Here is a 13425-nt window from a genome sequence, read left to right as displayed (position 1 = left end):
GAGAGGCCTGACCGATGGCTAAGGAACCGGGTCGCGTTAAGCGCCGCGAACGCAAGAACATCACCTCGGGCGTGGCCCACGTGAACGCTTCGTTCAACAACACCATGGTGACCATCACCGACGCTCAAGGGAACGCGATTTCCTGGTCGTCGGCCGGCCACATGGGCTTCAAGGGCTCGCGCAAGTCGACGCCGTACGCCGCTCAGATGGCTGCGGAAGACGCTGGCAAGAAGGCCGCCGAGCACGGCGTCAAGACGCTGGAAGTGAACGTCTCGGGTCCGGGGTCGGGCCGCGAGTCGGCTCTGCGCGCCCTGCAGGCCGTCGGCATGACGATCACGACCATCCGCGACGTGACGCCGATGCCGCACAACGGCTGCCGTCCGCCGAAGCGCCGTCGCGTCTAAGGTTCACGCCGCCTACCCCTTCTCCCGGCGGCTCCTGTTGTTCTGAACGTGAGAACACGGAGCCGTCGAAACCCGTTCGAGGGACTTTATGATCGAAAGAAACTGGCAAGAGCTGATCCGTCCCGAGAAACCGCAAGTCGAGGGCGGGTCTGACCCGCAGCATAAGGCGCGTCTGATCGCCGAGCCTCTCGAGCGCGGTTTCGGTGTGACGCTCGGCAACGCGCTTCGTCGCGTTCTGCTGTCTTCGCTTCAAGGCGCGGCGGTCACGGCCATTCAGATCGACGGCGTTGTTCACGAGTTCTCGTCGCTGGAAGGCGTTCGCGAGGACGTGGTCGACATCGTTCTGAACATCAAGCAACTGGCCCTGCGCATGCACGCGGAAGGCCCGAAGCGGATGACGCTGCGCGCCACGGGTCCCGGCCCGGTGACCGCGGCTCAGATCGACCTGCCGGCCGACATCGAGGTGCTGAACCCGGATCACGTGATCTGCACCCTGGACGATGGCGCTTCGGTCCGCATGGAACTGACGGTCCAGAACGGCAAGGGCTACGTCGCCGCCGAACTGAACCGCCCGGAAGACGCCCCGATCGGCCTGATCGCCGTCGACGCCCTGTATTCGCCGGTGAAGCGCGTCGCCTATCGCGTCGAGCCGACCCGTCAGGGCCAGTCGCTGGACTACGACAAGCTGATCCTGGAAGTCGAAACCAACGGCGCCGTCTCGCCGGTTGACGCTGTGGCTTACGCTGCGCGCATCCTGCAAGACCAGCTGCAGATCTTCATCACCTTCGATGAGCCGACCAAGGCTGTCGAGCAGTCGGACGGCAAGCCCGAACTGCCCTTCAACCCGTCGCTGCTGAAGAAGGTGGACGAGCTGGAGCTGTCGGTCCGTTCGGCCAACTGCCTGAAGAACGACAACATCGTCTACATCGGCGACCTGATCCAGAAGACCGAGGGCGAAATGCTTCGCACCCCGAACTTCGGCCGCAAGTCGCTGAACGAAATCAAGGAAGTTCTGGCGTCCATGGGCCTGAGCCTCGGCATGGACGTGCCGAACTGGCCGCCGGAAAACATCGAAGATCTGGCCAAGAAGTTCGACGACCAGATCTGATCATCAACCCTCCGCCCAGGTCCGTTGGATCGGTTGGGGCGGTTAGAATGAGAGGCCCCAGGTCTCGTCCGGCAAGTAGGGACGGGAAACCAGGGTTGAGTAGGAGAGACCCCGATGCGCCACGGCGCCGCCTATCGTAAGCTCGGCCGCACGGTCAGCCACCGCCAGGCCATGTTCGCCAACATGGCCGCCTCGCTGATCAAGCACGAGCAGATCACGACCACCCTGCCGAAGGCGAAGGAACTGCGTCCCTTCGTCGAGAAGCTGGTCACCCTCGCCAAGAAGGGCGACCTGCACGCTCGTCGTCAGGCCATCAGCGCCGTTCGCGACGTGCCGCAAGTCGGCAAGCTGTTCGACACGCTGGCTCCGCGTTACGCCGAGCGTAACGGCGGCTACATCCGCATCATGAAGGCGGGCTTCCGTCACGGCGACAACGCCGCGATGGCCGTGATCGAGTTCGTCGATCGCGACGTGGCCGCCAAGGGCCAGGACTCCGGTCCGGTCTTCGCCATCGAGGGCGACGACGAGGCCTGATCGGACCTTTCGGTCTGACCAAGATTGAAGGGCGGCTGGAGCGATCCAGCCGCCCTTTGTCTTGCGCGACGTTCGGCAGCGGCGCCATACAACGGCGCATGAGTGAGCTAGCGTTCCGTATCGTTGAGTTTTCGCCCGCCTATGCCGAGGCCTGGCGCACCCTGAACGAGGCCTGGCTGGCCGAGGGCGGCTTCGCCGTGGAGGCCAAGGACCGCAAGGTGCTGGACGACCCGCAGGGGCAGATCCTGACGCAGGGCGGCCGCATCTACTTCATCGAGCGGGCGGGCGAGGCTGTGGGCTGCTGCGCCCTGATGGCCATGGACGACGGCGGCTTCGAGGTCGTCAAAATGACGATTGCGCCTGCCGCGCGCGGGCAGGGTCTGTCGCGGCGCCTGCTGGAAGCGTGCGAGGCGGCGGCGCGCGAGGTGAACGCGCCGCGCCTTTATCTGGAGACCAGCTCGACGCTGGGTCCGGCGCTAGCCCTCTATGACAGCTTCGGCTTTGTGCGCCTGCCGCCGCGCGAGACGCCCTATGTCCGCGCCGATGTCTTCATGGAGAAGACGCTGGGCTGATCTGACCCTATTCCTTCGACAGATCCTGCCGCTGGAACCACCACAGGGCCAGGAAGAAGGGCGCGAAGCTCCACAGCGCCAGTCCTGTGAGGGCGCGCCAGGCGGCGCCTGCTGGGACCAGCGCGGCCTCCATCCCGCCCTGGACTAGAACCTTCAGCAGCTCATAGCCCTCGCCGGGAAACAGCAGCATGGTCGCCCAGTCGCCCATCTGCCAGCCGAACAGAGGGCTCATCTTGGCCAGGAAGAACTGACCGACGCCGATGACCAGGGGGACGAACAGCGCCGCCAGCAGGGAGCGCGTCACCGTGGCCGCCAGCAGGCTGAGCAGCAGGAACTGCACCGCCCGCACATAGGACAGCAGGGCCAGCAGGCCGAAGCTCCGCGCCTCGTCTCCCCCGAAACCGAAGGCGAAGCTGCGCCCGAAGATCAGCCCCTTGGCGACATCGGCGCCCATGCTGGCGACCAGCAGGAGCGCCAGCCCGGCGAGGGTCAGCAGTTTGACGGCGCCCGCCTTGCCCATGATCAGGTTGGGGCGGCTGTTGCGCGCGGTGATCAGGCGCCAGGTCTCCCAGCGATAGTCGCCGGCGAAAACGGTGGCGGCGCCGATCAGCAGAAAGGCCAGCACGGCTGGATGGGCCAAGGCGCCGGCCGCATCGACCAGCGACTGACCCAGGTCGACGGCGCGGGCGTTCAGCTTCAACTCGGGCGGCAGGGTTTGAATCGCTCCGTCCATCTTGGACTGGAGGAACAGAAAGCCCCCGATCGCCAGCACGAGCGAGATCACGGGCACGAAGACGATGCTCCAGAACATGGCCGTGCGGTTCTGCAACAGGCGCCAGGTTTCGGAACGGATGGCGTCGGCCAGCATCATGCGCGGCCTCCTGCAGGCGAAGAGGTTTCGGTCATGAAGACGCTTTCCAGATCGGCGCCGACCCAGCGGGCCTCGTCGATGTCGACGCCCTGTTCGATCAGGGCGCGCAACAGGGCAGGGGCCTCGGCGCGCGGCACGGCGGCCATGACGGCGTCGTCCTGAACGCTGCCGCGCTCGCCCAGAACGGCCATGACCTTGGCCAGGGGCGTGGCCGACAGACGCAGGCGCTCGCCCGAGGCGGTCAGGTCGCTGACCTTGCCCTCGGCCGCCAGCTTGCCTCGATTGAGGATGGCGACGCGGTCGCAGACGCGCTGGACCTCAAGCAACTGGTGGCTGGCCAGGATGATAGTGACGCCGTCGTCGTCGGCCAGGCTGCGGATCAGGGCGCGCATCTCCTGGATGCCGGGCGGGTCCATGCCGCTGGTCGGTTCATCCAGGATGACCAGATCGGGCCTGGTCATCAGGGCGGCGGCGACGCCCAGCCTTTGCATCATGCCGACCGAGAAGCCGCGCACCTTGCGGTCCGCCGCCTCGGTCAGGCCGACGCGCGCCAGCCATCGGTCGGTCTCGGCCTCGGCGCCCATCCCATGCGCCAGCGCCAGCCAGCGCAACGCCTGACGCGCGGTCAGATAGGGCGGATAGCGCGGCGTCTCGATCATCGAGCCCATGCGTCGGGTGACGGCCGGATCGCCGGTGTGCTGGCCCATGACCCGCACCTCGCCCGCCGTGGGCCGGATCAGGCCCAGCAGGATGCGGAACAGGGTCGACTTGCCTGCGCCGTTCGGCCCCAGCACGCCATAGACCCCGCCGCGCGGTATGCTGAGACTGAGGCCGTCCAGGGCGCGCGCCGCGCCATAGGTCTTGGTCAGGCCGTTCGTTTCGATAACGCTGGTCATGAATCACAGCGTGGCCCGACAGTGGAAAACCGGCAAGCCGTCTTCTGTCTGTCGCGGATTAAGCTTAGGCAACATTCCCGAAAGTCGATTTCGGGAGCCTCTCATGTTTGATCGTCTGTTCGGGCTGGCGCGCGTCGCCGTCCTGACGCTGGCCGTCGCCGCCTGCGCTACCACGCCGCCCGCGCCGCCGGTCGAAACGGTCCAGGCGCCGAACGTCATCCTGATCTCCATTGACGGTTTCCGCGCCGACTATCTGGAGCGCGGGGCGACGCCGGTGCTGGCGCAACTGGCGGCCGAGGGCGCATCGGGGCCGATGAAGCCGTCCTTCCCCAGCGTGACCTTCCCCAATCACTACACCCTGGTCACGGGCCTGCATCCCGATCACCACGGCATCGTCGGCAACAACATGGTCGACGCCGAACTGGGCCGCTTCTCCCTGGGCAACAAGCAGGCCGTCGCCGATCGCCGCTGGTGGGACCAGGGCGAGCCGATCTGGGTGTCGGCCGAGCGGCAGGGCGTGAAGACCGCCACCATGTTCTGGCCGGGGTCGGAGGCCGACATCCGCGGCGTGCGGCCCAGCTACTGGACGCCTTTCGACCAGTCGATGCCCGGCGACGCGCGCGTGGATCAGGTGCTGACGTGGCTGGACCTGCCCGCCGCCCAGCGCCCGGCGTTGACCACCCTCTATTTCGACATTGTGGACACCATGGGCCACCACCACGGCCCGGACGGCGCCGAGACGCTGCAGGCCATGCGCTCTGTCGACGCCTCCATCGGCCGCCTGGTCGATGGGCTGAAGGCGCGGGGCCTGTATGAGAACACCGTGCTGGTCGTGGTGTCGGATCACGGCATGGCGGCGACCTCGCCCGACCGCGTGACGGTGCTGGACGACATCGTCGATCCGGAGGCGGTGCAGATCATCTATTCGGGCGCCGTCACCTTCCTGAACCCTGTCGCCGGCCGCGAGGCCGAGGTGGAGCAGGCCCTGCTGGGCTCGCGCCCGCACCTGGACTGCTGGCGCAAGAGCGAGATCCCGGCGCGCCTTGTCCTGGGCTCTAACCCGCGCGTCTCGGCCATCGTCTGCGCCTCCGAGCCCGGCTGGCTGCTGGCGACCCGTGCGCGTCCGGTGACCAAGCCGGGGGCGCCCACGGCTATGACAACGCTGCGCCCGAAATGCAGGCGATCTTCATCGCCCACGGCCCCGGCGTCATCGCCGGGCGGCGGCTGCAGAACCTGGACAGCGTCGACGTCCAGCCCTTCCTGGCCCGCCTGCTAGGCGTGACGGCACCGCGCGGCGACGGTGACCCGAACGACACGCTGCCGGTGACGCAGCGCTGAACCGGTCACTAGCGCTGGTCACTCTCGGGCTGCTCCCGAGGGTGACGCGTTGAGGAAAATGATCGCGCGGCCACTCGGCGCCGTCTAGAACGTCGCTCCACCTTCGCGAGCCTTCATGTCCCTGCATCAGCCCAAGGTCCGCCGCGCGGCGATCGCCTTCATCCTCGTGACTGGCAGTGCTGGACATCGTGCGCCATGGGGATCGTCATTCCGGTCCTGCCGCACCTGATCGAGGAGTTCGTCGGGTCGAACGCGCGCGCGGGCCTGCTGAACGGGGTGTTCGTGGCCCTGTGGGCGGGGATGCAGTTCCTGGCCTCGCCGGTGATCGGCTCGCTGTCGGACCAGTATGGGCGACGCCCGGTCATCCTGCTGAGCTGCGCCGGGCTGGCGGCGGACTATGTGCTGATGGCGCTGGCGCCGAACCTGTGGTGGCTGGCGGTCGGGCGGTTGGTGGCGGGCGTCACCTCGTCCAGCTTCACCACCATCTACGCCTATATGGCCGACATCACCGAGCCCGAGAAACGCGCACGCGCCTATGGCCTGATCGGCGCGGCCTTCTCGGGAGGATTCGTGCTGGGGCCGGTTCTGGGCGGTTTCCTGGGCGAGTTCGGACCGCGCGTGCCCTTCTGGGTGGCGGGCGCCCTGTCGGGCGTGGCCTTCCTGTACGGCCTGTTCATCCTGCCGGAGAGCTTGCCGCTCGAAAAGCGCATGCCCTTCAGCTGGCGCCGCGCCAACCCGGTCGGGGCCATGATCCTGCTGAAACGTCACGCCGAGCTGGCGGGCCTCGCGGTCGTGAACTTCCTGCTCTACTTCGCCCACCACGTGTTTTCGGCGGTCTTCGTTCTCTACGCCGGGCTGCGTTACGGCTGGGGGCCGTGGCAGGTCGGGGCCTTGCTGGCCATGGTCGGGGTGCTGGACATGATCGTTCAGGGCGTTCTGGTCGGACCGGCGTCCAAGCGGTTCGGCGACCGGGCGACCATGATCTTCGGCCTGTGCGGCGGGGCGGTCGGCATCGCCTTGATGGGATGGGCGCCGACGGGCGTCGCCTTTATCGTCGCCATGTTCCCCAACGCCCTGTGGGGCCTGGCCATTGCCGACGCTTCAGTCCCTGATGACCCGCCGCGTCGGCGAGAGCGAGCAGGGCCAGCTTCAGGGCGCGAACATGAGCGTCGCCTCCATCGCCGGCGTGGCTCGCCCCTGTTCTTCGGCTGGATCTATTCGGTTTCGGTGGGCGAGGGCGGGGCTCAGGCCGCCGCCTGGCTGTCCGAGCGGGGGCTGCCCGCGTGTCCGCTGCGGCGGACGCCCTCCTGTCGGAGCCGGGGCTGGCCTTCTACCTGGCCTCCGCCGTGCTGGCGCTGGGCGCCCTGATCGGCTTCTTGACCGCGCGTCGGGCGGAACGGGACGAGGTCACGTCCGTTTGATCGCCGCCGCGCCCGGACTGAAAGACGGCCTTGATCCTGTCGAAAAGCCGAGGCGGAATGGATGCAACGCCCAAGCTTGTAGAACCGGGACGAGATGAAGACTTCCAGACTGGCCATCGCCGCCGCCCTGATCCTATCCGCCTGCGGCCAGCCGCAGCCCTCCAAGGCGCAGGAAGGCGTCTTCGCCGAACAGCCCCGCGTCGCCCCGCGCGACGCCGGTTCGCTGAAGACCAGCTTCGCCCCCGTGGTGCGCGAGGCCGCGCCCGCCGTGGTGAACATCTCGGCGCGGGGCGTTCAGCGCGTACGCGATCCCTTTTTCGAGCTGTTCGGCGGCGGGCCGCAGTCGCGCGTGACCGGCTCCATCGGTTCGGGCGTCATCGTGCGCCCGGACGGCATCGTGGTGACGAACAACCACGTCATCCAGAACATGCAGGAAATCCGCGTCACCCTGAACGACCGGCGTGAATACCCGGCCAAGGTGCTTCTGGCCGATGAGCGGTCCGACATCGCCGTGCTGCAGCTCGAAAACCTGGACGGCGACCTGCCGGTCCTGCGCATCGATGATCAGGAGCAGCAACAGGTCGGCGATCTGGTGCTGGCCATCGGCAATCCGTTCGGCGTCGGCCAGACCGTGACCAACGGCATCATCTCGGCCCTGAACCGGACCGAGACGGGCATCAGCGATTCCGGCTCCTTCATCCAGACCGACGCGCCCATCAATCCCGGCAACTCGGGCGGCGCCCTGGTCGACATGGACGGCGATCTGATCGGCATCAACACGGCCATCTTCTCGCGCACCGGCTCTTCGACGGGCGTGGGGTTCGCCGTGCCGGCCACCATGGTCAAGCGGGTGGTGGATTCCGCCGTCGGCGGCGCCAAGTCGGTCGAGCGCGCCTGGCTGGGCGTCAAGGGCGACACGGTCAGCTCCGACATGGCCCGCAGCCTGGGTCTGGATCGGCCGCAGGGCCTGATGGTCACCGACGTCTACGCCGGGGGCCCCGCCGCCCGCGCAGGCATCGAACAGGGCGACGTCATCACCGCCATCGACGGCGCCGAGGTCAACGATCAGGGCGGCCTGAACTTCCGCGTCGGCACGCGCTCGCCGAACGACACCGTGGCCGTGACTGTCCTGCGCGACGGACGGACGCGGACGCTGAACGCGCGCGTCTCGACCCTGCCGGGCGACGCCGATCCGGGGCAGGGCTCGGTTGTGGGGCAGGGCGCTCTGGCCGGGCTTCAAGGCGTGGCGCTGAACCCGGCGCTGGCCGATCGCCTGGGCGGAGATCCCTTCACCAGCGGCGTGGTGGTCACAGGCCTGCAACGCAACAGCATCCCGGCCCGCATCGGCCTGCGTCCCAACGATCTGGTGGTGCAGATCGACGGCCGCGCCGTCACCACGGTCGCCGCCCTGGGCCGCGCACAACGCGGCTCGGAACTGACCATCGTCCGCAACGGCCGCCGCCTGACGGGGCGCCTGCCCTAAGGCGCGGCGCTCGCTGCAGAGGGGCGATCAGCCCTTCTGCGGTCCGCCGATGCTCCACAGGTGGCCGAACGGGTCGCGGAGCTGGCCGTAGCGGTCGCCCCAGAACTGATTCTCCAGCGGCATGACCGGGATGGCGCCGTTGACCAGGGCGCGGCCCCACCATTCGTCGGCGTCGTCGACCTGAAGATGCAGGCTGACTCCCACTGGCTTGATGTCGGCCTCGCCGGTCCATTCGGGGAATTCGTCGGCCAGCATGACGCTGCCGCCGTTGATGCGCAGATGGGCGTGCAACAGGCGCTCGCCGTCCTCGGCCGGCATCCGCATGACTTCCTCGGCCCCGAAGGCGCGGGCGTAGAATTCGATCGCTGCGGCGGCCCCGCGCGAGGGAATGGTCAGGTGGGGCGTCACCCCGCCGCGCGGTCCCTGGTCAGGCTTGGCTTCAGTCATGCGATTCCTCCTCAACGAGGCGTTGTAGCGGGTGCAGTCGCCCGAACGAACGCCTATCTAGAGCGTTCCATGACTGATTTGTTCGAAGCCTCCGGCATCCATCCTCCCGACGCGCCCCTGGCCGACCGTCTGCGCCCGCAGGCGCTGGATCAGGTGGTGGGCCAGGACCATCTGCTGGGCGAAGGCGGGCCGATCCGCCGGATGATCGAGGCCGGGCGTTTGGGCTCCATGATCCTGTGGGGGCCGCCGGGCACGGGCAAGACGACGATCGCCCGCCTGCTGGCCAAGGCGGCGGGCTATGAATACCAGTCGATCAGCGCCGTCTTCTCGGGCGTCGCCGACCTGAAGAAGGCGTTCGAGGCCGCACGGATGCGCCGGGCGGCGGGTCAGCAGACCCTGCTGTTCGTCGACGAGATCCACCGCTTCAACCGCGCCCAGCAGGACGGCTTCCTGCCCTTCGTGGAGGAGGGGATCGTCACCCTGGTCGGCGCCACGACGGAAAACCCCAGCTTCGAGCTGAACGGCGCCCTGCTGTCGCGGAGCCAAGTCTATGTGCTGAAGCGGCTGGACGACGCCTCGCTGGACCTGTTGCTGGACCGGGCCGAGGCGCTGATGGGCAAGCCTCTGCCGCTGACGCCCGAGGCGCGTCAGGCCATGCTGGCGCTGGCGGATGGCGACGGCCGCTATCTGCTGACCATGTCCGAGGTGCTGTTCGACCTGACGGAGGTCGCGCCGCTGGACGTGCAGGCGCTGGCGGGCGTGCTTCAGAAGCGCGCCCCCGCCTACGACAAGTCGCGGGAAGAGCACTACAACCTCATCTCGGCCCTGCATAAGTCGGTGCGCGGGTCTGACCCGGATGCGGCGCTCTACTGGCTGGCGCGGATGCTGAACGGGGGCGAAGACCCGCTCTATCTGGCGCGCCGCATCGTGCGCATGGCGGTCGAGGACATCGGTCAGGCCGACCCCCTGTCCATTCTGATCGCCAATGCGGCCAAGGACGCCTACGACTTCCTCGGCTCGCCGGAGGGCGAGTTGGCGCTGGCTCAGGCCGTGGTCCATCTGGCCACCGCGCCCAAGTCGGTCGGCGTCTATGAAGCCTTCAAGGCGGCGAAGAAGGCGGCGCACGAGACCGGCTCCCTGATGCCGCCCGCCCATATCCGCAACGCCCCGACCAAGCTGATGAAGCAGCTCGGCTACGGCAAGGGCTATCAATACGACCCCGACACGCCCGAGGGTTTCTCCGGCGCGAACTTCTTCCCCGACGAGATGGAGCGCCGCACCTTCTACAAGCCCAAGGGCGAGGGGCATGAGGAGAAGGTCAAGGCGCGTCTGGAGCGCTGGGCGGCGATGCGGGCGCGGGTGAGCAAGGAATAAAGCGCCTACCGCCGTCATCCTCGGGCTTGACCCGAGGATCCAGCCGTCCGCCTGCGCGACGGTAGAGCGGCCGAGCGCACCCTGCACTCGATCCTCGGGTCAAGCCCGAGGGTGACGGAGAGGTTGGAGGTCGGTGAACGATGTTCATTGTCGTAGCGGCCCGTCGGGCGTAGGCTCAGCCTGCAAACTGCGGAGGCGGCGATGGTCGATGTTCTGCGGCGTATGCCGACGCCCTGGCACCTGTGGCTGGTCGGCGTGTTGTCCTTTCTGTGGAACGCCATTTTCGTCTGGCAGTGGACGCTGCAGGTGACGGGCGATCCGGCCTATTGGAACAGTCTGAGCCCCGCCGAGGCGGCCTATCTGCGCGCCGTGCCCTTATGGACCGATGTCGCGGTCGGCGTCGCCTTCTGGGGCGGGCTGCTGGCGGCGGTGCTGCTGCTGTTTCGGCGGCGTCAGGCGACGATGGCGTTCGCCGGCGCCCTGATCGCCATGTTGGCGGACACGGCCTACATCCACTTCATGAGCAATGGGCGCGAGATCATGGGGCCGGTCGGCGTGGCGTTCGGCCTTGTCATCATCGCCGTCCTGGTCGTTCAGACCGCCTATTGCGCTTGGATGAGCCGACGCGGCGTGATTGTCTGAGGGGCAGGCGGAAGCCCTTGTTGCATCGGTCTATTTCGGCGTAGTTTTCGACGCTCAAGGCCCTGGGGAAAGAATGATGGTCGATATTTCGAAGCGTCCGGCGGCGCCGTGGCACCTGTGGGCCATCGCTGCGGCCTCGGTGGTCTGGAACGGCGTCGGCGTCTGGCAGTGGTATCAGAAGGTGACGGGAGCCGCCGCCTATTGGAGCGCCCTGACGATGGAGCAGGTGGCCTATCTACGCGGCGCGCCGATGTGGACCGATGTGGCCTTCGGCGTAGCGGTGTGGTGCGGCCTGCTGGGCGCGCTGATGCTGCTGCTTCGGCGGAAGTTGGCGTTCAACGCTTTCGTCGCGGGTCTGATCGCCATGCTGGCGCACGCCGTCTATGTGCTGGCGCTCAGCAACGGGCGTGAAGTCATCGGCGCAGGCGGCGTGGCGTTCACCCTGATCGTCACCCTGATCTTCGTCATCCAGATCGCCTATGCCCACTGGGCGCGCCGCAAGGGCCTGATCCGCTAACCGCGAGCCTGATGGGCATGGCGAAGCGGGGCGCGCTCGGTTAAAGGCTCGGCGGGTGAAAACCCGCCAGCCCGTATCCCTGACCGAAGATGAAATCGCCGCCGTCCGTTCGTGGGTGGTGCATGAAGACGCGCATCTGATCGCCTTCAACAAGCCGTCGGGCCTGTCCAGCCAGGGCGGCCGCATCCAGGCCAACACCCTGGACGACCTGCTGTGGGCCTTCGCCCGGTCGAACGGCAAGCGGCCGGAACTGGTGCATCGGCTGGACCGCGACACCTCGGGCGTCATCCTGGCCGCCAAGACCAAGCCCGCCGCCGGTTTCTTCGGCAAGGCGATGCAGATGCGCAAGTTCCAGAAGACCTATCTGGCGCTGGTCGCGGCCGCGCCGGAGCCCAAGTCCGGCCGGATCACCTCGGCCCTGCGGCGCGAAGAGATCGGCCGCGAAAGCTATATGCGCGTCGTGGATTTCGATGCGCCGGGCGCGCAAGGCGCAGCCAGCGGCTATCGCACCCTGGCTTCTAGTGAAGACGGGGCGGTGGTCGAGCTGTCGCCCGAGACGGGACGGATGCACCAGCTTCGGGTCCATATGGCCTCCATCGGTCGCCCGCTGGTCGGCGATGTCCGCTATGGCGGCGCCCTGACCTTCGCCGGGCGCGCCGCGCCGCGACTGATGCTGCACGCGGCTAAGCTGAGCTTTCCTCATCCCGACGGCGGCCGTGTGACGGTCGAGGCGCCGGAACCGGAGGATTTCGCGGCCCTGCGCGCGGCGGCGGGGCTGTAGGGCCTTCATCCCCTGTTCAGCTTCACCGCGGAACAATCCGGCTCGCCCGTGCGCTGTTCGGGCGTGGGAGACACGCGCATGAAACGCCTCGCCATCGTCACGATCGCCGTCTCGGCCCTGGCCCTTACGGCCTGCGCCAGCCTGGCGCCCTACGGCCGTCAGATGGGCCCGAACGGGCAGGGCTACTCCGAACAGCAGATCGAGCGCGACCGTTTCCGCGTCAGCTACAACGGCGTCGGCGCGCCCGGTCCAGTGGCGGATATGGCGCTGTTCCGTGCGGCTCAGCTGACGACCGAGCAGGGCTATGATTGGTTCGAGGTGACGCAGCGCTGGCTCGACGGACGCCCCGACAGCGCGGGCGGCGTGCGTCCCAGCGTCTCCATCGGCGCGGGCACGGGCCGTTACGGCGGCTGGTCGTCATCGGGCGTCGGCGTCGGGTTGGGCTTCGACCTCAGCGGGCCGCAGCCGACCTCGACCACGCTGGAGATCGTCATGGGGCGCGGCCAGCGCCCGGATCGCCCTGGGGCCTATGACGCGCGCGGGGTTCAGGACGCCATCCGCCCGCGCCTGTAGGGTCTAGAACGGCCAACGCGCCATCGCCGCCGCGAAGGCCAGCAGCGGAACCAGCAGCAGAATCTCAAGCCCGACCGCGCGACGCGCCGCGGTCAGCTCGGCCTGAGGCGGAACATAGCCGGGCGCGGCCCGCTCCGCCTTGCGCCACTTCAGGATCGCCAGCGTCGGCCGGATCGAGATCAGGCCGATCAGGGCGAAGGTCGCGATCTTGGCCCAGAAGAAGGGGGTGGCTTCATAGAAGGCACAGCCCTTGCCGCCCACCACCCGTCCGACCCCGACCAGAATGATCAGCAGGGCCGTGACCCCATAGCCCGCGTCCAGCCCGGCCAGTCGCTTCACCGGCGGTTCCGGCGTCCGCAGCAGCGCCAGTTCCGACGCCAGCATGACGATCAGGCCCAGGAACAGCAGGTGATGCAGGATGGCGAGGACAAGGTCGTGCATGGCGGCCTTCGCAAATGAGGTCG

The 13425-nt window shown here is 67.9% G+C and carries 16 protein-coding genes; 12 read left to right on the top strand and 4 right to left on the bottom strand.

Annotation, left to right across the window (positions count from 1 at the left end; translation table 11 throughout):
* Positions 1-14: 14 nt before the first annotated feature.
* The 4 genes from rpsK to FGL25_RS10070 all read left to right on the top strand — a co-directional run bounded on the left by rpsK (position 15) and on the right by FGL25_RS10070 (position 2618).
* On the top strand, positions 15-404 hold the full coding sequence (gene rpsK, locus FGL25_RS10085; RefSeq protein WP_003164390.1) for a 30S ribosomal protein S11: 390 nt from the start codon (positions 15-17) through the stop codon (positions 402-404).
* An 88-nt stretch (positions 405-492) separates the two neighbouring features.
* Complete coding sequence (locus tag FGL25_RS10080) at positions 493-1512, top strand: DNA-directed RNA polymerase subunit alpha (protein WP_003164391.1); 1020 nt, start codon at positions 493-495, stop codon at positions 1510-1512.
* 114 nt (positions 1513-1626) lie between these two features.
* Positions 1627-2046, top strand: coding sequence for a 50S ribosomal protein L17 (gene rplQ / locus FGL25_RS10075; RefSeq protein WP_003164392.1), 420 nt, complete (start codon positions 1627-1629; stop codon positions 2044-2046).
* Positions 2047-2144: 98 nt separating this feature from the next.
* Complete coding sequence (locus tag FGL25_RS10070) at positions 2145-2618, top strand: GNAT family N-acetyltransferase (protein WP_128719792.1); 474 nt, start codon at positions 2145-2147, stop codon at positions 2616-2618.
* A 7-nt stretch (positions 2619-2625) separates the two neighbouring features.
* Here the strand turns inward: FGL25_RS10070 and FGL25_RS10065 are convergent, their stop codons facing one another.
* Together FGL25_RS10065 and FGL25_RS10060 are read right to left on the bottom strand one after the other, a co-directional pair.
* Positions 2626-3489, bottom strand: a complete 864-nt coding sequence (locus FGL25_RS10065) for a hypothetical protein (RefSeq protein ID WP_112999346.1) — start codon at positions 3487-3489, stop codon at positions 2626-2628.
* The gene (locus FGL25_RS10060) at positions 3486-4385 is read right to left on the bottom strand and encodes an ABC transporter ATP-binding protein (protein WP_138141622.1); all 900 of its coding nucleotides are present in this window, start codon (positions 4383-4385) and stop codon (positions 3486-3488) included. The genes FGL25_RS10065 and FGL25_RS10060 overlap by 4 nt, the downstream gene beginning before the upstream one ends.
* A gap of 103 nt (positions 4386-4488) precedes the next feature.
* Here FGL25_RS10060 and FGL25_RS10055 point away from each other — a divergent pair, with 103 nt between their 5' ends.
* The 3 genes from FGL25_RS10055 (at position 4489) to FGL25_RS10045 (ending at position 8627) form a co-directional block, all read left to right on the top strand.
* Complete coding sequence (locus tag FGL25_RS10055) at positions 4489-5661, top strand: alkaline phosphatase family protein (protein WP_252970119.1); 1173 nt, start codon at positions 4489-4491, stop codon at positions 5659-5661.
* 257 nt (positions 5662-5918) lie between these two features.
* The gene (locus tag FGL25_RS10050) at positions 5919-7091 is read left to right on the top strand and encodes an MFS transporter (RefSeq protein ID WP_252970118.1); all 1173 of its coding nucleotides are present in this window, start codon (positions 5919-5921) and stop codon (positions 7089-7091) included.
* 147 nt (positions 7092-7238) lie between these two features.
* Entirely contained in the window at positions 7239-8627 is a 1389-nt protein-coding gene (locus FGL25_RS10045; protein ID WP_003164399.1) for a Do family serine endopeptidase, read from the top strand.
* Between the two features lie 27 nt (positions 8628-8654).
* Here FGL25_RS10045 and FGL25_RS10040 read toward each other — a convergent pair whose 3' ends face one another.
* Positions 8655-9074 (bottom strand): VOC family protein, encoded by a 420-nt coding sequence (locus FGL25_RS10040; RefSeq protein ID WP_003164400.1) that lies wholly within the window; start codon positions 9072-9074, stop codon positions 8655-8657.
* Positions 9075-9143: 69 nt separating this feature from the next.
* Here FGL25_RS10040 and FGL25_RS10035 point away from each other — a divergent pair, with 69 nt between their 5' ends.
* The 5 genes from FGL25_RS10035 (at position 9144) to FGL25_RS10015 (ending at position 12961) form a co-directional block, all read left to right on the top strand.
* Entirely contained in the window at positions 9144-10448 is a 1305-nt protein-coding gene (locus FGL25_RS10035) for a replication-associated recombination protein A (RefSeq protein ID WP_138141621.1), read from the top strand.
* A gap of 201 nt (positions 10449-10649) precedes the next feature.
* Positions 10650-11090 (top strand): hypothetical protein, encoded by a 441-nt coding sequence (locus tag FGL25_RS10030; protein WP_138141620.1) that lies wholly within the window; start codon positions 10650-10652, stop codon positions 11088-11090.
* Between the two features lie 76 nt (positions 11091-11166).
* Positions 11167-11607: a hypothetical protein gene (locus FGL25_RS10025; RefSeq protein WP_252970117.1), complete on the top strand. Its 441-nt coding sequence runs from the start codon at positions 11167-11169 to the stop codon at positions 11605-11607.
* A gap of 55 nt (positions 11608-11662) precedes the next feature.
* Positions 11663-12388 carry an RluA family pseudouridine synthase gene (locus FGL25_RS10020; RefSeq protein ID WP_003164404.1) on the top strand — a complete coding sequence of 242 codons (726 nt, stop codon included), beginning with the start codon at positions 11663-11665 and terminating at the stop codon, positions 12386-12388.
* A gap of 78 nt (positions 12389-12466) precedes the next feature.
* Positions 12467-12961 (top strand): CC0125/CC1285 family lipoprotein, encoded by a 495-nt coding sequence (locus tag FGL25_RS10015; protein WP_138141618.1) that lies wholly within the window; start codon positions 12467-12469, stop codon positions 12959-12961.
* A 3-nt stretch (positions 12962-12964) separates the two neighbouring features.
* Here FGL25_RS10015 and FGL25_RS10010 read toward each other — a convergent pair whose 3' ends face one another.
* Complete coding sequence (locus FGL25_RS10010) at positions 12965-13402, bottom strand: DUF2214 family protein (RefSeq protein WP_252970116.1); 438 nt, start codon at positions 13400-13402, stop codon at positions 12965-12967.
* Between the last annotated feature and the right edge of the window lie 23 nt (positions 13403-13425).

The organism is Brevundimonas vancanneytii (assembly GCF_901421975.1).
Classification (GTDB): Bacteria; Pseudomonadota; Alphaproteobacteria; order Caulobacterales; family Caulobacteraceae; genus Brevundimonas; species Brevundimonas diminuta.
Note: the sequence above shows the minus strand (reverse complement) of the source record. Positions and strands in the feature narration are given on the sequence as shown.